Here is a 17,883-nt window from a genome sequence, read left to right as displayed (position 1 = left end):
GTTTCGAGCCGGGGCTGCTGGTCGGCGGCGGCGTCGATGCGATCTGGGAGCGTGCGTTCGATGCCGGCGTGATCACCGCCGACGAGTTCGCGCTCCTGAAGCGTCGCGGCGAGCTGCGCGACAAGGTGATCCGCGTCGACGATTTCCCGTACGACTTCGGCCTGCGCGAAGCGCTCGCGGAGATCGGGCCGATGGCGGCGGACACGGAACGGGCGGCGGCCTGGGTGGAGTGAGCGGATGACCCGCACGATCTACATCATCGACGGCGCGCGCACGCCTTTCCTGAAGGCGCGGAACGCGCCGGGGCCGTTCGCCGCGTCGGACCTAGCGACCGCGGCCGGCGCGGCACTGCTCGCCCGCCAGCGCTTCGCGCCGAACGAACTGGACGAGGTGATCCTCGGCTGCGCGAGTCCGTCGCCGGACGAGGTCAACATCGGCCGCGTCGTCGCGCTGCGTATGGGCTGCGGGCAGAAGGTGCCGGGCTGGACGGTGATGCGGAACTGCGCCTCCGGCATGCAGGCGCTCGATTCGGCGATGGCGAACATCCACGCCGGCCGTTCGCAGCTCGTGCTCGCGGGCGGGGTGGACGCGCTGTCGCGGGCGCCGCTGCTGTTCTCGGATGCGATGGTGCGCTGGCTCTCCAACTGGTACGCGGCGAAGAGCGCCGGGCAGAAGCTCGCGGCGCTGCGCCAGTTCCGCCCGGCCCACCTCGCGCCGGTGATCGGCATCATGAAGGGACTGACGGACCCGATCGTCGGCCAGCTGATGGGGCAGACGGCGGAGAACCTTGCGCATCGCTTCGGTATCTCGCGCGCCGAGATGGACGTCTTTGCCGCGCGCAGCCACGCCCGCGTGCTGGCGGCGCGCGAGGCCGGATACCTAGGAGAGATCGTGCCGCTGATCGACCGTGACGGCACGGTCTATCGCGACGACGACGGCGTGCGTGCCGATTCGACGCCGGAGAATCTCGCGAAGCTCAAACCCTTCTTCGACCGCAAGTATGGTCGCGTCACCGCGGGCAACAGCTCGCAGATCACCGACGGCGCGGCCTGGCTGGTGCTTGCGTCGCATGAAGCGGTCGAACGACACGGCCTCACGCCGCTCGGGCGCATCGTCGACAGCCAGTGGGCGGGGCTCGACCCGGAGCAGATGGGGCTCGGCCCCGTCCATGCCGCGACGCCGCTGCTGCAGCGGCACGCGCTGGAGCACGCCGACATCGACGCGTGGGAGATCAACGAAGCCTTCGCCGCGCAGGTGATCGCCTGCCTGCGCGCGTGGGACGACGCGGAGTACTGCCGCCGCGAACTCGGTCTCGACGACGCGCTGGGACGGCTCGACGAGGACAAGCTCAACGTCGATGGCGGTGCGATCGCGCAGGGGCATCCGGTCGGAGCGAGCGGTGCGCGCATCGTGCTGCATCTCCTGAACGTGCTGCGGCGCAAGAACGCGAAGCGCGGAATCGCCAGCATCTGCATCGGCGGCGGGCAGGGCGGGGCGATGCTGGTGGAGGCGCTGTGATGATCGAGTTCAAGCATCTCGTGCTCGCGCGCAAGGGCGACGCCGACGGCCTCGCCTGGCTCTATCTCGACCGCGCAGGCGCCACGACCAACACCTTGTCGCGCGAACTCCTCGACGAGCTCGCGGCCGCCTTTGCGGCGCTCGAAGCCGATCCGCCGAAAGGGCTCGTGATCGCTTCGGCGAAGCCGGCGGGTTTTGTGGCCGGTGCCGATATCGAGGAATTCACGCGCATCGATTCCGCCGAGGCCGCACGCGATCTCGTGCAGCGCGGCTGGGAGCTTTTCGAGCGGCTCGCGCGCCTGTCTTTCCCGACGCTGGCGCTGATCCGCGGCCATTGCCTCGGCGGCGGGCTGGAACTCGCGCTCGCCTGCCGCTACCGCATCGTCGTCGACGAGCCGGGAACCAAGCTCGCGCTGCCCGAAGTGATGCTCGGCATCGTTCCGGGTTGGGGCGGCATGAAGCGTCTTCCGGCGCTGATCGGCCCGGCGGCGGCGCTCGACATGATGCTGACCGGTAAGAGCATCGACGCGCGCCGCGCGAAATCGCTCGGCCTCGCCGACGAATGCGTGCCCCCGCGCGTGATGGAGAACGCCGCAAGGATGCTCGCCACCTCCGGCCAGCCGCCGCGTGCGCGGCCCTTCATGCAGAAGCTGATGAACGGCCCGCTGAAGGCGATCGTCGCCAGCGGCGCGCGCAAGCAGGTCGCCGCGAAGGCGCGTCGCGAGCATTACCCGGCGCCCTACGCGATCGTCGATATCTGGCAGAAATATGGCGGCAATGCGCTCGCGGTGCCGGCGGGCGACCCCGCGTCGCTGGAGGCGATCTTCCGCTCGCCGACGGCGAAGAATCTCGTGCGCGTGTTCTTCCTGCAGGAGCGGCTGAAGGGCTTCGGGAAAGACTCCGATTTCGCGCCGCGCCGCGTCCACGTCGTCGGCGCGGGCGTGATGGGTGGCGACATCGCAGCGCTGTGCGCCCTCAATGGGGTGACGGTGACGCTGCAGGACCAGTCCGTCGATCGCATCGCGCCAGCCGTCGCGCGGGCGGCGAAGTTTTTCGAGCGCAAGTTCCGCGGCGACAAGCGGCAGGCGAGATTTGCGCTCGACCGGCTGATTCCGGACCCCGAGGGGCACGGGGCGGCGCGCGCCGATGTGATCATCGAGGCGATCTTCGAGAACCTCGACGCGAAGCGTGCGCTCTTCGCCGAGCTGGAGCGCAAGGCGAAGCCGGGTGCGGTGCTCGCGACGAACACGTCGAGTCTCCGGATCGAGGACATCGCGACGGGGCTCGCCGATCCGCGCCGCCTTGTCGGCATCCACTTCTTCAACCCGGTCGCGCTGATGCCGCTCGTCGAGGTCGTCCGCGGCCGGGAGTCAGACGAGGAGGCGCTGCGCCGCGCTGCGGCCTTCGTGCGCCGTCTCGACAAGCTGCCGCTGCCGGTCAAGAGCGCGCCGGGATTCCTCGTCAACGCGGTGCTCGGGCCCTACATGCTGGAGGCGCTGCGCTGTGTCGACGAAGGCATCGCGGCCGAGACGGTCGATGCGGCGCTCGCCGCCTTCGGCATGCCGATGGGGCCCGTGGAGCTGGTCGATACCGTGGGGCTGGACATCGCCGTGGCGGCGGGAAAGGCGCTGGCGGGCGAGGGCGCCGAGCCGCCGAAGAAGCTGATGGAGCTCGTCGCGGCCGGCCATCTCGGCAAGAAGAGCGGCCACGGCTATTACCGCTGGGCGGACGGCAAACCGCAGAAGGGGGCGGCCGGCACGGTGCCGGACGGGCTCGCCGAGCGCATCGTCGCGCCGCTGCTCGCGGCGACGCGCCGCTGCGTCGAACAGGGCGTCGTGGCGGACGCCGATCTCGCCGACGCCGGGGTGATCTTCGGCACGGGCTTCGCGCCCTTCACTGGCGGGCCGCTGCATTTTTCCCCGATAATGGGGAAAACGCCAATTGGCGCGGATGTCCGGCTGGCGGATGGTGCTATGGTCGAAGCTCGCTAAACCCCAATACGAGAGAACGATGTCCCAAGCCGAAGAAATCCCCGCGAAGCTCCCGGAGAACAAGCAGCCTGCGCTGCGCGTGATGCCGATGCCGGCCGACGTCAACCCCGCCGGCGACGTGTTCGGCGGCTGGATCATGTCGATGGTCGACATCGCCGGCGCGATTCCCGCGCACCGTCGCGCGCGCTGCCGGGTCGCGACGGTGGCGGTCAATGCTTTCACGTTCAAGCAGCCGGTGTCGGTCGGCGATCTTGTAAGTTTTTATGCCGAGGTCGTCTCGATCGGCCGCACTTCGATCACTGTGGACGTCGAGGTGTACGCTGAACGCGACCCCGAGAACCCGGTGGTCGTGAAGGTCACCGAGGCGACGCTGACCTACGTCGCGCTCGACGACAAGGGGCGCAAACGCCCGATTCCGGATGCGTGAAACAATAATCATAAGACATATGTGAAGATGCGGTCTTCGAGGCGCCGAAGGCCGCCGCAGGACCCGGATTGCCGCTGGGCGGGCCGGGATTATTCGCGCCGAAAATGCACAGTCAATGCATGAGGAGACTATACGTATGAACAAGACTACGATCGCCCGCCTGCTTCCGTTCGCTCTGCTGGCGATGGCCTCCGGCTCTGCATCTGCCGCGGGTTTCCAGCTGCTCGAACAGAACGCGAGCGGCATCGGCAACGCGTACGCCGGTTCGGCGGCCGTGGCGGAGAACGCGAGCACCATCTACTTCAACCCGGCAGGGATGACGCAGTTGAAGGAGCGGGAGATTTCGATGGGCCTCGCCGCCGTCAGGCCGAGCTTCGAGTTCAAGAACAAGGGCAGCACGATGCTCAACACCCCAGCGCTGCCGACGAGTGGCGGGGATGGCAGCGACGCGGGCTCCTGGGGCGCGATCCCGGACGCCTACCTGTCCTGGGCGCTGACGAAGGATCTGTACGCGGGCGTCGGCTTCGGCGCGCCGTTCGGGCTCGCGACCGAGTACGACAACGACTGGGTCGGCCGCGCGCAGGCGCTGAAGTTCGATCTCAAGACGATCAACGTCAATCCGTCGATCGCCTATCGCATCAACGACAAGGTTTCGATCGGCGGCGGCGTCAGCTGGCAGCGGCTCGAAGCGACCTACACGCGCGTGGCGACCGTGCTGCCGGTGACCTCCCCGCTCGTCGGTGCGCTGAACGCAACGAAGGCCAAGCTCGATGTCGACTCCGACGCCTGGGGCTGGAACGTCGGCGCGCTGTTCACGCTCTCGCCGGCGATGAAGCTCGGCCTGTCCTACCGCTCGAGCATCAAGCATGAGGCCGACGGCGACATCACCGCGACCGGCCCGAGTGCGCTCGTGAATGCGGCCAACACGAGCAAGGCCAAGATCGACGTCGAACTTCCGGATACCTTCATCGTCAGCGTGTCGCAGAAGCTCGACGATCGCTGGGAGATGCTCGGCGACCTCTCGCGCACCGGCTGGAGCAGCATCAAGAAGGTCGACATCAAGCGCACGTCCGGCTCGCAGGCCGGCACGACGGCGCAGACGCTCGACACGGACTTCCGCGACACCTGGCGCATCGCGCTGGGCATGAACTACCGGCTCAACGACGCCTGGAAGTTGAAGTTCGGCTTCGCGTGGGACCAGACGCCGGTGAAGGACAAGCAGAGCCGTCTCGTGTCGTTGCCGGATAACGACCGCACGTGGCTGACCTTCGGCGGCCAATGGAAGGTCAGCAAGAGCAATACGCTCGACCTCGGCGTGGCTTATCTGTATGTGCCGGACACGAAGATCGACAACGACCAGACCGCCGCCGGCCGCGGCCACGTGAGGGGCGAGTACGAGTCGAACGTGTGGATCCTGGGTGCGCAGTACTCGATGGCATTTTGAACGACGGCATCCTGATCGACGCATCGCACGGCGGGCGGCAAGCGACCCAGTGCCGCCCACCTTGTCGGCAAACGCCGGCCTGATCCGCTAAAACGAAAGGGAAGTGCCCGGGGCGATGTTCGTTTCGGGCTTATGTCAAACAATTAATCCGGAAACCGGAGGATTGGCATGAGCAATTTCATCATCCGCAAGGTGGCCGTGCTCGGGGCGGGCGTGATGGGGGCGCAGATCGCCGCCCATTGCGCGAACGCCGACGTGCCGGTGCTGCTGTTCGATCTGCCGGCCAAGGAAGGCAAGCCGAACGCGATCGTCGACAAGGCGCTCGCCGGCTTGAAGAAGCTTGACCCCGCGCCGCTGGCGACCAAGGACCGTGCGGCCCTCATCGATGCGGCGAACTACGGCACCGACCTCGCGGCACTGCGCGACTGCGATCTCATCATCGAGGCGATCGCCGAGAAGATGGAGTGGAAGCTGGACCTCTACCAGAAGGTCGCCCCCTTCATCCGCCCGGACGCGATCTTCGCGTCGAACACTTCGGGGCTGTCGATCAACGCGCTCGCCGAAGGCATGCCGGAGGCACTGCGCCACCGCTTCTGCGGCATCCACTTCTTCAATCCGCCGCGCTACATGTCGCTCGTCGAACTGATCGCGACGCGCGACACCGACGCTGCGATGCTCGATCAGCTCGAAAGCTGGCTGACGACGCGGCTCGGCAAGTCGATCGTGCGCGCGAAGGACACGCCGAACTTCGTCGCGAACCGCGTCGGCGTGTTCTCGATCCTTGCGGTGATGCATCACACCGAGCGTCTGGGCTTGGGCTTCGACGAGGTCGACGGCCTGACCGGCCCGCTGATCGGCCGCCCGAAGAGCGCGACCTACCGCACGGCGGACGTCGTCGGCCTCGACACGCTCGCGCATGTGATCGGCACGATGCAGGCGACGCTGCCCGATGATCCGTGGCACGCCCACTTCAAGCTGCCCGACTGGCTGCAGGCGCTGATCGCGAAGGGCGCGCTGGGGCAGAAGACGCGCGCGGGCATCTACCGCAAGGAAGGCAAGCAGATCAACGTGCTGGACCCCAAGGCTGGCGACTACCGTCTGAGCCGCGGCGATGTCGTGTCCGAGGTCGAGCGCATTCTGAAGACCAAGGATCCGGTCGAGCGCTTCGCGCTGCTCGCGGCGAGCGAGTTGCCGGAGGCGCAGTTCCTGTGGTCCATCTTCCGCGACGTCTTCCACTACTGCGCAGTGCATCTGGGCGACATCGCCGACAATGCGCGCGACGTGGATCTCGCGATGCGCTGGGGCTTCGGCTGGGCACAGGGGCCGTTCGAGACCTGGCAGGCGGCGGGTTGGGGGCAGATCGCGAAGACGATCCAGGAGGACATCGACCACGGCCGTGCGATGGCGAAGGTGCCGCTGCCGGCGTGGGTGTTCGAGCGCGTCGGCGTGCATGAGGCGGTGGGCTCGTATTCGGCGACGACGAACACGCTGAAGCCGCGTTCGACGCTTCCCGTGTACAAGCGCCAGCTCTACCCGGAGCAGGTCTTGGGCGAAGCACCGGCCGAGCGTGGCGAGACGCTGTGGGAGAACGAGGGCGTGCGCCTGTGGACGCGTCCCGATCAGGACGCCCGCATCGGCATCCTGTCCTTCAAGTCGAAGCAGCATGCGATCGGCGACGAGGTGGTGGATGGCCTGCTGGAGGCGATCGCGCGGGCAGAGCGCGATCTCGACGGCGTCGTGTTGTGGCATCCCGCGCCTTTTGCGGTGGGCGCGAACCTGTACCAGGTCGTCGAAGCCTGCAAGGCGGGCCAGTTCGACATGCTGGAGCGCAGCGTCGCGAAGTTCCAGCGTGCGTCGATGAGCCTGAAGCTCTCGCAGGTGCCCGTCGTCGCGGCGATCCAGGGCATGGCGCTGGGCGGTGGCTGCGAGTTCGCGCTGCATTCCGCGCACCGCGTGCTGGCGCTGGAAAGCTACATCGGCCTGGTGGAAGCGGGCGTCGGGCTGATCCCGGCCGGCGGCGGCAGCAAGGAGTTGGCGCTGCAGGCGCATTACCTGGCACAGAAGGCGGCGGGCGGCGATGTCTTCCCGTACATCCAGAACAGCTTCCAGACGGTGGCGATGGCGACCGTCGCGAAGAGCGCGCTGGAAGCGGTGCAACTGGGCTTCGCGAAGGCGTCGGATGACGTGGTCTTGCATCCGCAGGAGCTGTTGTACGTCGGCATCCGGCGGGCGCGTGCTCTGGCGGAATCCGGCTACCGGCCGCCGCAGGTGCAGCGTGCAGTGACGGTCGCGGGGCGTAACGGCATCGCGACTTGCGAGCTGATGCTGGTGAACATGGCCGAAGGCGGCTTCATCTCCGAGTACGACTACAAGGTCGCGAAGGCGGCGGCGACCGCCTTGTGCGGCGGCGAGGTCGAGACGAATTCGCGCGTGTCCGAGGCGTGGATCCTCGACGTGGAGCGTGCCTTGTTCGTCGATCTGCTGAAGCAGGAGAAGACGCAGCAGCGCATCGCGCACACGCTCGAAACCGGCAAGCCGCTCAGGAATTGAGGGGGATAGAACATGAGCAGACAGATTCAGGAAGCCTACATCGTCGCGGCGACGCGCACGCCGGTCGCCAAGCGCAACGGCATGTTCCGCAGCGTGCGTCCGGACGACATGCTGGCGCATGTATTGTCGGCCGTGGTGGCAAAGGCGCCGGGGCTCGACGCGAGGGAGATCGGCGACGTGATCGTCGGTTGTGCGATGCCCGAGGCCGAGCAGGGGATGAACGTCGCGCGCATCGGCCTGTTGCTGGCGGGCCTGCCGGACACGGTGCCGGGGATCACGATCAACCGCTTCTGCTCCTCGGGGCTGCAGGCGGTCGCGGACGCCGCGGCGCGCATCCGGCTCGGCGAGGCGGACGTGATGATCGCCGCGGGCACCGAATCGATGAGCGCGATGCCGCAGATCATGGGCAACAAGGTGAGCCTGAACCCGGCGATCTTTGCGAAGCAGGAAAATGTCGGGATCGCTTTCGGCATGGGCCTCACCGCCGAGAAGGTGGCGCAGCAGTGGAAGGTGAGCCGTGAGGATCAGGACGCCTTCGCGCTGCAGTCGAACCAGCGCGCGTGCGCAGCGATTGCGGCGGGACACTTTCGCGACGAGATCACGCCTTACATGGTGCGGACGCACGTGCCCGGCGAGGGCGGGACAGTGCGCGTCGTCGAGCGCTTGGCCGACACGGACGAGGGGCCGCGGCCGGATGCGTCGCTGGAGGGGCTGGCGAAGTTGAAGCCGGTGTTCGCGGCGCGCGGGTCGGTGACGGCGGGCAACAGTTCGCAGATGTCGGACGGGGCGGGTGCGGTGCTCTTGATGAGCGAGGCGGCGGTGAAGCGGTACGGTGTGACGCCGATCGCGCGTTTCGTCAGCTATTCGGTCGCGGGGGTGCCGCCGCAGATCATGGGAATCGGGCCGATCGAGGCGATTCCGCGGGCGCTGAAGGCGGGTGGCGTTGCGCTCGGCGAGGTCGCGCGCATCGAGCTCAACGAGGCTTTCGCGGCACAGGCATTGGCGGTGATGCGGCAGTTGGAGCTCGATCCGGCGAAGGTGAATCCGAGCGGCGGGGCGATTGCGCTGGGGCATCCGCTGGGGGCGACTGGGGCGATTCGGACGGCGACGTTGATGAATGCGATGCAGCGGGATTCGGGTCTGCGGTACGGGATGATTTCGATGTGCATCGGGACGGGGATGGGGGCTGCGGGGGTGTTTGAGCGGGTTTGATTGTTCTCAGATCAATGATCCTTTTTCGTCTGGGGCCGTCGGGTGCGGCGGGGGGCAGATGCGGGACTGAAGGTCGTGGCCTGCGGCTTCCCTCGGTCGGAACACCCGCCGGGGCGGCGACGCAAACTCGCCCTGCGGGCTCAAACATGCGTCGCCTTGTTTCCCCGTCGGGCGTCCCGCCCTCGGCACGACCCGACAGTCCCGCATCTGCCCCCCGCCGCACCCGCGGGCTAGACACTTGTGGTTGCGGATCGCTTTGGGGGTTCTCTGGTTTTGTTGAGGGGTAGTTGCCGGGAACGCTCGTTGGGCTCGCGACGTTGTTATTTAGGGGGCGGATTACGCGCACGAACCAAGACGGACCCAAACGCAGCAACGAAGACTCAAACACAACATGCGCCCCAAGATCCTCGACCGCATCCCTCCACGCTTCCGCGCCGCGCTGCTTCGGATCGGCTTCAACCTCTATCCGTCCTACCGGGCGACCGGCGGGCGGGTGATCCACGTCTCGAAGGACCTGAAGACGATCCGCGTGATGCTGCGCCATTCGTGGCGCACGGTGAATCCGGCTGGGGCCTTGTTCGGCGGGGCGCTATATGCGGCGGCCGATCCGATGTTCGCAATGCTGCTGGCGCTGCAGCTGGGCGACGACGTGATCGTGTGGGACAAGGCGGGCCAGATCCGTTACCGGCGGCCGGGACGTAGCCACCTGTTTGCGGATTTTCAGGTCACGGACGAGGACGTCGCGGTGGTCCGCAAGGCGCTGAAGGAGCAAGGCGAGACGGAGCGGACCTTCCAGGTCGTGCTCAAGGATCGCCACGGAGAGCCGCACGTCGAGCTGGAAAAAACCGTCTACGTCGCGACAAAGGCATACTACAAGGCCAAGCTCGAACAGCGCGGCACCGAGAGAGGGGCCGCAGGATAGAACAAGGAGACCAAACGCAATGTCCAGCAACGTGTTGCTAGAAGTCACGAACCGCGTCGCGACGCTCACGCTGAACCGCCCGGAGCAGCTCAATGCCCTGTCGACGGCGATGATGGAGGACCTGCTGGCGGAAGTCCGGCGGCTGCGCGACATGAAGGATGTCGACGTCGTCGTCGTGGCCGGCGCGGGCGATCATTTCATGGCGGGCGGCGATTTGAAGGACTTCTCGACGCAACTGCACCTCGGGCCGCAGGCGCGGCTGGTCGCATTCCGCGCGCTGATCGAGAAGTACATCAACCCTTCGGTCGAGATGCTGCAGTCGATGCCTCAGCCGGTGATCGCGAAAGTGCGCGGCGCCTGCGCCGGCTTCGGGATGTCGATGATGCTGGGCTGCGACCTCGTCGTGTGCGCGGACAACACGAAATTCACGACGGCCTATTCGGCGATCGGGCTGCCGGCCGATGGCGGCATGACCTACTTCCTGCCGCGCGTCGTCGGCGCGCGCAAGGCGATGGAGCTGATGCTGTTGGCGGACCGCTTCGACGCCGCGGAAGCGCAGCGTCTGAACCTCGTCAATCGCGTCGTGCCGCTCGCCGAGCTGGATGCGGAAACCGACAAACTGGTCGCGCGCCTGCAGTCCGGTCCGCGTTTCGCCTATGGCGAGATCAAGCGCCTCTTGGCGGCGTCGCACGACAACAAGCTCGAATCCCAGCTGCAGAGCGAAGCCGAGGCCTTCGGGCGTTGCGGCGGCACCGAGGATTTCGCCGAAGGGGTGACAGCCTTCCTCGCGAAGCGCAAGCCGGAGTTCCGCGGGGCCTAGCCTACTCGGGCAAGGGGATTCGCTCCGTCTCGCCCGGCACCGGCGCGAAGCGCTCGGCGCGCCAGTCTTCCTTGGCCTGCTCGATGCGCTCGCGCGAACTCGACACGAAGTTCCACCACACGAAGCGCGGGCCGTCGAGCGGCTCGCCGCCGAGCAGCATCAGGCGCGTCGGCGCGCCGGCCGTGAGCACGATGTCGGCGCCACGGCGGAAGACGACGAGCTCGCCGGCGGGGTAGAGCGTGCCGGCGATGGTGACCGAGCCTTCGACGATGTAGGCCGCGCGTTCCTCGTGCTCGGGCGGCACCTGCACCTGCTGGCCGGAGTCGAGCGCGACGTCGGCGTAGAAGAGCGCCGAGCGGGTCGCCGCCGGGGAGCGGACACCGAAGGCGTCCCCGGCGATCACGCGGATCCGCAGGCCCGCGTCTTCGAGGACCGGCAGATCGTGCGCGCCATGGTGGGCAAAGTCGGGCGCGCATTCCTCGTCGCGGCCGGGTAGCGCGACCCAGGCCTGCAGGCCGGAGAGCGCGGGGCCGGCCGGACGTAGCGCAGCGGGGCTGCGTTCGGAATGGACGATGCCGCGCCCGGCGGTCATCCAGTTGAGTTCGCCGGGGCGGATCGGCTGCACGCTGCCGAGGCTGTCGCGGTGCAGGATCTCGCCGTCGAAGAGATAGGTGACGGTCGCGAGCCCGATGTGCGGATGCGGGCGGACGTCGAGGCCGTTGCCGGGCTCGAGTTTCACCGGGCCCATCTGGTCGAGGAAGACGAAGGGGCCGACCATCCGTTTCTGCGCCGAGGGCAGTGCGCGCAGCACGGTGAAGCCGCCCCCGAGATCGCTCGCGCGCGGCACGACGACGGTTTCGATGCCGGCGTCCGGCAGGATTTCGCTTTCTGGCTTCATGTCCTCACTCCGTGGCGAGCTTCAGCAGGAAGGGGATTTCGCGCCGCTGTTCCGGGTCAAACTGGGAGCGGCCGGTGTAGTTGAGGTGGTGGCCGTAGATATGCAGCGACAGCGAGAGGTGGTTGGTGTCGTTGTGCACGCTGTGGATCAGGCCGGTCGACATCGTCAGGACTTCGCCGGGGCCGAAGATGCGGCTGGCGGTGCATTTGATCTCTGCGTAGCCCGGCCGGCTGCGGTCGTCGAGGCGACGGTAGAAATCGTTGCGTTCGAGCCCGTCGACGCCGGTGACGACGCCCCAGGTGCCATGGTCGTGCGGCGGCGTGCCGCGGTGCGGGAGCCAGCTCACGGCGAGGATCGCGAGCGAGTGGTCGGCTTCCTCGTGCAGGCGGTAGACGCTGAAGCCTTGTTGGGTGTCCGGGAAGTTCATGCGTTCCTCGAACCAGCTGTTGCGGTCGAGCGCCGACCGGCGCGCGAGTGGGCGGATGGCGGCGAGCAGCTCGTGTTCGTCGGCGATCTCGGCGCACAGCCGGCGCAGGTCGGCCGCAAGCGCCGCAATCGGGTAGACCTCAGGCTCCATTGCTTCTCCTGTCGGATCACAGGGTTTTCAGATACTCCACCAGTGCGGCCTTGTCCGCGCCGGAGAGATCGGTCCCGTACAGGTGCCCGCCGTTGCCGTTGCCGCGCTGCTGCGTGTCGTAGCGCGTGCCGACCCGTTCGGCCTCCGGCCCTTCCGTGACGAAACCGACCTTCTCCTGATCATAGACGTCGTAGCCGCGAAGGAATTCGACGGGGCGGCGCGCCGGGGGTTCCAGCAGGTCGCGCAGCGTCGGCACCGAGCCGTTGTGCAGGTAGGGCGCGCGCAGCCAGATGCCGTCGAGGAACTGGATGACGTAGCCGTCGAGCGTCTCCTCGACGAGTCCCTTGCGGGCTATGCCCATCGCGCGCACGACACGGTTGGCCTCGATCGCGGCGCCCTTGTTCCAGCTGTCGAGCCGGCTGCGGTCGGTGCCGATCTCGGCGAGCGGCAGGCGCGTGCCGGTGCGGTCGGACTGATGGCATCCCGCGCAGTGAGCGTCGAACACGGTCTTGCCGGCGGCAGCCCGGTCGGCATCGATGGGGAAGGGGTACTTCGGTGCGGGCAGTTTGCCGAGGTAGTCGTGCAGCCAGGCGACCTGGGCGAGGAAGTCCTGACGGTCGTGCGGCGCGGCACCGAGCACGCCGAGCGCCGAGTCGATGATCACCGAGCGCGCGTCGTGACTGTCGCCGGCGAAGTTCATCACGTGGCCCTTCTCGGGCTGGTACTTGTTCAGGTTCCACAGCGAAGGCATGTCGGTCGGGCCGAAGCTGTCGTCCATCGACGCCTTGATCATGAAGTACTTGGTGAGGTTCATCGCGTCGTCGCGCCCGCGCCCCCAGTCGGGGAAGTCCTTGCGGTAGATCCAGGCGAACTGCGCCTCGCGTTCGAGCAGGCGCTTTTTCGTCATCGGGATGATCAGGAAGCGGTAGGCGAGCTTGTCGAGCCAGTCGAGCTCGGTGACGAGCGCGATCTCGGTGAGCAGCACGTCGGGCGTGAAGCGCGGGTCCTTCGCGCAGTCGATCAGGTAGCGGAAGAAGGCTTCGAGGTTGAGCGTGTGGCCGGGGCCGGCGACGACGTAGGTGGGGTTCTCGTCGGCGCGGCTGCGGTAGCTCGCGGTGTGGCAGGCGGCGCAGGTGTTGGCGACGCGGGGGAAGCCGATGGTCTTCTTCGTGAAGCCGATCGGCAGTTCCTGGCCTTGTTCCCACGCGACGCCGAGCGAGGCGTAGCCGCCGGGGCCGGGGAGCTTTTCGGGGAAGATGCGCGGCAGCACGTAGAAGATCCAGTAGGGGATGCCGGCATCGCGCTCGGCGCCGATCGAGCCGTACTTGAAGCGCATCTCGGGCGTTGCGGTGACCCACGCGGGTTGCGCCTCCTCGCGGAAGAAGCGGTACCAGCCGATGAAGGCGAGGGCGGCGCCGGCGGCGATCACCAGGGTCAGCGCGAGCCATAGCCAGCGGTGCTTCGGCGGGGCCAGCGGGTCGATCTCGAGCTCGGTCTCTTTCGCGGCTTGCATCGCACCCCTCGCGTCAGAAGGTCTTCAGGAATTCGACCAGCGCGGCCTTCTCGTCGGCCGGCAGATCGGTGCCGTAGGCCTTGCCCTCGTGGCCGGCGTTGCCGTTGCCTTCGAAGCTGGTGTCGAAGCGGAAGTATTGGCGGGCGCCTTCCGCGCACACGTCGCTCACAAAGCCGAGCTTCTGGCGGTCGATGACGTCGTAGCCGCGGCAGAAGCTCTTCGGGCGATTCGCGACGGGTTCGAGCAGGTCGCGCACCGTCGGCACCGAGCCGTTGTGCAAATAGGGCCCGCGCAGCCACAGCCCGTCCAGCGGCAGGTTGGCGTAGCCGAAGGTCTTGCGGAAGCCGGTGAAGCGCCACGGGTAGCCGGCGTAGACCGAGCCGAGGTTCTGCGCGAGCTCGGGCGTGAAGGAATCGAGGCGGTGGCGGTCGGTGCCGATGTCGGCAAGCGGCGTGACGTGGCCGACGCGCGCGCCGTGAAAGTCCTGCCCGCTCGCGCCGTGGCAGTCGGCGCAGTATTCCGCGTAGACGGGGGCGCCGCGCGCGGCAAGCCGCTCGTCGATCGGGTAGGGGTATTTCGGCGGGGCGGCGTCGAGCAGCCATTCCTCGATGCGGCCGATCGCGACGAGGTCGATCGTCGGCGGTGTCGTGCCGGTGCCGAAGGCGGCGTTCTTGTTGCGCTCCTCGGTCTTGGTGTTGTTGCCGTCCCAGTGCAGCTGCATCGGCTGGCCGTTGTCGCGCATCTTGCGCTTCCCCTGCTCCCAGATCGACGGGAAGTCGGTCGTGCCGATGCGCTCGGCGGGCGACAGCCGGTCGGACGGGAAGTTGAACAGCGCCTTCGAGGAGTTGAAGGTATCGACGCGCCCCGGTCCCCAGGCGGGTTGCGGCAGCGTCCATTTGAAGCGCTCGCGCAGCATCAGCAGGCGCTCGCGCATCAGTCCGATCGCGACCGGGTAGACCAGATAGCGATCGAGCAGCCCGAGCTTGCCGGCCTGGGCGTCGATCTCGGGGATGAGGGTGTCGGCGCTGAATTTGGCGTCGGCGGCGCAGCTGAAGAAGAAGTTCTCGAAGGCCATCAGGTTGAGTTGGTGGGCGGGCATGCCGAGGTAGAGCTGCGGCTCGGACTCGGGCGTGTCGCGCACCGTGCCGCTATGGCAGGCGGCGCAGTTGAGGAAGACGCGATCGAGCCCGAGGTTACGGCGCATCGACACGCCGACGGGGAGCGTGCGCCCGCGCTCGTAGATCATCCCGAGCGAGGCGTAGCCTTCGCCGGGCAGGTATTGCGCGCAGACCTTGGGCAGCACCTGCCAGATCCAGTACGGGAAGCCTGAGTTGCGTTCGCCGCCGGTCGAGCCGTACATGAAGTGGCGCTCGATGTCGGGGTAGCTGACCGGTTCGTCGGCCGAGAAGCGCACAAAGAGCGCGACCGCCGCCGTGATCGGCACGAGCAGCAGCGCGGCGAGGATCGCGAAGGCGTGGCAACACCAGCGCTTTGCCGGCGCTGCGGGGGGCGCCGCGAGCAGGGGGGACGAACGGCGCACGGTCATCTTCGCACTCCTTAACCCGGCAGGCAGGGAGGAAGGGTTTCGTAGTTGTCCGGTTTCGGCACAGGGCCGCGGCCGGCGAGTTCCGCGGCGTAGGCCTGCAGCGTCGCGAGCTCGCTGCTCGCGGCCCAGGTCGCCGGGTCGGCACCCAGTCCGCGCAGCGCCTGCAGCGGCGGCATCGGCGTCTTCGGGCGGGCCTCGGGCGGCAACTGCCACATCGCGAGGCGATAGCGGATGCGCGCCGCGCAGTGGGTCAGGCGCGCCTGCGCGGCCGCGCTGCCGCCTTCCAGGAAGTTCGGTGGCGTGCGCGTCGAGGTCTGGTGGCAGGGCGTGCAGTAACGCTGGAAGAGGCCTGCGAGCGGCACCGGCGGGGGCTCGGCGTTGCGGGTGGGCGGGATGGCCGTCCGGGCTTGGCGCAGGGTCGGCGTCCGTTGGCCGAGCTGCGCGAGCAGCGCCGGGATCAGCCGGTCGCGGCGAAAGGGGCCGGCCGCAAAGGGGCCGCCGTCGGGCGCCGCGGCGAGCGTCGAGATGGCGTCGGCGACGGGGTCGAAGTTGGCCGTGCGGAGATTGCGATGGGCGAGCGCGGCCTTGATCTGCGCGAGGTCGCCGTCGTCGAGGAAATCGGCGAGCCCTGCAATGGTCTCGTTGATGCGCAGCGTGTCGGGCTCGGTCCAGACTTCGAGCGGCCCGCGCGGGGCGAGCGGCTCGAAGCGGGCCGGGATGTTCGCGAGCGCGGCGGAGATCGCGATGACGTCGCCCGGCAGCGGGTCGCGGTTCGGGATGTTCGGGTCGGGCAGCGCGAGCCCCCGCGGCCAGTGCGCCCGCCAAGCCGCTGCGAAGGCCGGGACGATCGCGTCGCGCAGCCGTTCCGTCTGTTCGTGGCGGCCGGTCGCGCGATAGCGCAGGGCCGCCTCGAAGAGTGCCGCCCGGCAGCGCACGCCGCGCGCGTCGCTCCCGCAGCCGTCACGCCACAGCGTCTGCCACAGCGCGAAGCGGTTCGCCCGTGCGACGGCGGCGTCGATCGCCGCGGGCAGGTCGATTCCGCGACGCACGGGAACGCCCTCGACGCTCTCGCCGAAGGCGAGCAGGCGCGCTGCGACGGCCGGATTGGCGTTCGTTTCCTGCCACAGTGGACGCGAGAAGATCGGCGCGTGGTTCTGATGGCAGGACAGGCACACCGCGCGCGACGCGTAGGTGAGGCGCGGCGTGTTGCCCGGCCGGTAGTCGTGCACGAGCTGGAATTCGAAGCGCGCCGCGGACTCGTTGTAGCTGATCACTTCGATGACGTCGCTGCCTTCGACGTAGCCGAGGTAGAGCCGGTCGCGCTGCAGCGGGCCCTCTTCGTCCGGCGCCATGCCCGGGTCGCCGGCCATCGCGGCGACGATGCGTGGGCGGCGGAAGAACTCCGGCGCGGCCGCGAGGCGTTGCAGCGAACGGCCGATGGGAATCAGCACGCGCACGATGCAGCGGCCGTCCGGCAGATCGGGGCAGCGCGCCGTGCCTTCGAGGCGCCGCAATAGGTTTTCGAAGGGGAAGGGGATCGCCGCCGGGCCGCCTAATGCCGCAACGCGCTGGTCGAAGAGCGACGCCCCTTCCTGCGGGAGGTCGAAGCCGTAGACTTCGGGCGCGATCGCCCAGCCGGGCGCCTGTTCTGCGGCGGACGCACACGTCCCCGTGCCGACGCCGGCGAAGGCCGCCGCGAGCATCAGCACGTAAGTCCGGATCGCGGCGCGCATGGCTGACGGTCGGTCCGGGCGGTCGCGCTATTTCGCCGCGACGACGACCCGCTTCTGCGTGCCGCCCCAGCAGTCTTCCTGCACCTTGCCGGTCTTCTGGAAGGCCGGCCCGTCGCGCTCGGCGATCTCCTTGTTGTAGAGCACGAAGTTCAACGCGAAGACGCGGTCCATGTAGGCGCGCCCGAGGTAGAGCCCGGGACGCACCATGCGGATCTCGTCGCGCACCATCAGCCCGCGCCGCCCGGCGAGGAAGTCCGGCTTCTCCTGGTAGCCCGGCAGCTCGTCGGTGAAGGCGTAGTCGATGATGATCGATTCGCGGCGCGAATCGAGCAGGCTCTGGCCGCAGTAGAGCTTGGCGGGGAAGAGCAACCACGCGTCCTTGCCGCCGACCGTGATCTTCTTCGGTTCGCCGTCGACGAGGCCGATCTTGCGGAAGACGTCGAGATCCTCGATGCGGTTCCTGAGCACCCGCTCGTTGCGATAGAAGACCTTGCCCTTCCACAGCGTCTCGCCGACCTTGTCGATGGCGATGCCTTTCAGGTGCAGCGCGAAGCCTGCGAGCCCGCCGACGATTTCTCCCGCCCGGAGCTTGCCGCTGTCGCCCTCGGGCAGCACGATGCTGCCGTCGAACGCGCCGTCCGGAATCGGCCCGGCGGAGAGCCGCGCGTAGATCTGGTCGAGCTGTTCCTGCTTGAGGCGCGCGAGGTTTTCCGGCGTGATCTTCTGGAGGTC

Annotated in this window: 15 protein-coding genes; 9 read left to right on the top strand and 6 right to left on the bottom strand. The window is 68.1% G+C overall.

The genetic code is table 11. The features are described from left to right. The 9 genes from VJ673_RS06265 to VJ673_RS06225 all read left to right on the top strand — a co-directional run. On the top strand, positions 1-233 hold a 233-nt coding region (locus tag VJ673_RS06265; RefSeq protein WP_324125196.1), incomplete at its 5' end, for an acyl-CoA dehydrogenase domain-containing protein. A gap of 4 nt (positions 234-237) precedes the next feature. Further along, positions 238-1,518: an acetyl-CoA C-acetyltransferase gene (locus VJ673_RS06260; protein ID WP_324125195.1), complete on the top strand. Its 1,281-nt coding sequence runs from the start codon at positions 238-240 to the stop codon at positions 1,516-1,518. Beyond that, positions 1,518-3,509, top strand: coding sequence for a 3-hydroxyacyl-CoA dehydrogenase NAD-binding domain-containing protein (locus VJ673_RS06255; RefSeq protein ID WP_324125194.1), 1,992 nt, complete (start codon positions 1,518-1,520; stop codon positions 3,507-3,509). The genes VJ673_RS06260 and VJ673_RS06255 overlap by 1 nt, the downstream gene beginning before the upstream one ends. Before the next feature lie 19 nt (positions 3,510-3,528). Beyond that, positions 3,529-3,936 (top strand): acyl-CoA thioesterase, encoded by a 408-nt coding sequence (locus tag VJ673_RS06250; RefSeq protein WP_324125193.1) that lies wholly within the window; start codon positions 3,529-3,531, stop codon positions 3,934-3,936. A gap of 136 nt (positions 3,937-4,072) precedes the next feature. Beyond that, complete coding sequence (locus VJ673_RS06245; protein ID WP_324125192.1) at positions 4,073-5,380, top strand: OmpP1/FadL family transporter; 1,308 nt, start codon at positions 4,073-4,075, stop codon at positions 5,378-5,380. A gap of 168 nt (positions 5,381-5,548) precedes the next feature. Beyond that, on the top strand, positions 5,549-7,930 hold the full coding sequence (locus VJ673_RS06240; RefSeq protein ID WP_324125191.1) for a 3-hydroxyacyl-CoA dehydrogenase/enoyl-CoA hydratase family protein: 2,382 nt from the start codon (positions 5,549-5,551) through the stop codon (positions 7,928-7,930). 12 nt (positions 7,931-7,942) lie between these two features. Continuing rightward, positions 7,943-9,142, top strand: a complete 1,200-nt coding sequence (locus tag VJ673_RS06235) for an acetyl-CoA C-acyltransferase (protein WP_324125190.1) — start codon at positions 7,943-7,945, stop codon at positions 9,140-9,142. A 391-nt stretch (positions 9,143-9,533) separates the two neighbouring features. Further along, positions 9,534-10,064, top strand: coding sequence for a DUF4442 domain-containing protein (locus VJ673_RS06230; RefSeq protein ID WP_324125189.1), 531 nt, complete (start codon positions 9,534-9,536; stop codon positions 10,062-10,064). Between the two features lie 19 nt (positions 10,065-10,083). Continuing rightward, positions 10,084-10,884 (top strand): enoyl-CoA hydratase/isomerase family protein, encoded by an 801-nt coding sequence (locus VJ673_RS06225; RefSeq protein ID WP_324125188.1) that lies wholly within the window; start codon positions 10,084-10,086, stop codon positions 10,882-10,884. 1 nt (position 10,885) lies between these two features. On the opposite strand, the gene VJ673_RS06220 is transcribed toward VJ673_RS06225, so the two are convergent. From VJ673_RS06220 to VJ673_RS06195, 6 genes are all read right to left on the bottom strand, one after another. Then, positions 10,886-11,782 (bottom strand): pirin family protein, encoded by an 897-nt coding sequence (locus tag VJ673_RS06220; protein ID WP_324125187.1) that lies wholly within the window; start codon positions 11,780-11,782, stop codon positions 10,886-10,888. Positions 11,783-11,786: 4 nt separating this feature from the next. After that, a complete protein-coding gene (locus VJ673_RS06215) occupies positions 11,787-12,359 on the bottom strand; it encodes a cysteine dioxygenase family protein (protein ID WP_324125186.1) in 573 nt (190 codons plus the stop codon). A 16-nt stretch (positions 12,360-12,375) separates the two neighbouring features. Further along, on the bottom strand, positions 12,376-13,872 hold the full coding sequence (locus VJ673_RS06210; RefSeq protein WP_324125185.1) for a c-type cytochrome: 1,497 nt from the start codon (positions 13,870-13,872) through the stop codon (positions 12,376-12,378). Positions 13,873-13,885: 13 nt separating this feature from the next. Then, complete coding sequence (locus VJ673_RS06205) at positions 13,886-15,418, bottom strand: c-type cytochrome (RefSeq protein ID WP_324125184.1); 1,533 nt, start codon at positions 15,416-15,418, stop codon at positions 13,886-13,888. A gap of 11 nt (positions 15,419-15,429) precedes the next feature. Beyond that, positions 15,430-17,151 carry a hypothetical protein gene (locus VJ673_RS06200; RefSeq protein ID WP_324125183.1) on the bottom strand — a complete coding sequence of 574 codons (1,722 nt, stop codon included), beginning with the start codon at positions 17,149-17,151 and terminating at the stop codon, positions 15,430-15,432. 27 nt (positions 17,152-17,178) lie between these two features. Beyond that, the coding region (locus VJ673_RS06195) for a hypothetical protein (protein ID WP_324125182.1) at positions 17,179-17,883 on the bottom strand (705 nt) is incomplete at its 5' end.

The sequence above is a fragment of the Aromatoleum sp. genome (assembly GCF_035254505.1).
In the GTDB taxonomy this organism is placed as follows: Bacteria; Pseudomonadota; Gammaproteobacteria; order Burkholderiales; family Rhodocyclaceae; genus Aromatoleum.
The sequence above is the reverse complement of the archived record's forward strand: the minus strand, read 5'-3'. Positions and strand labels throughout refer to the sequence as shown.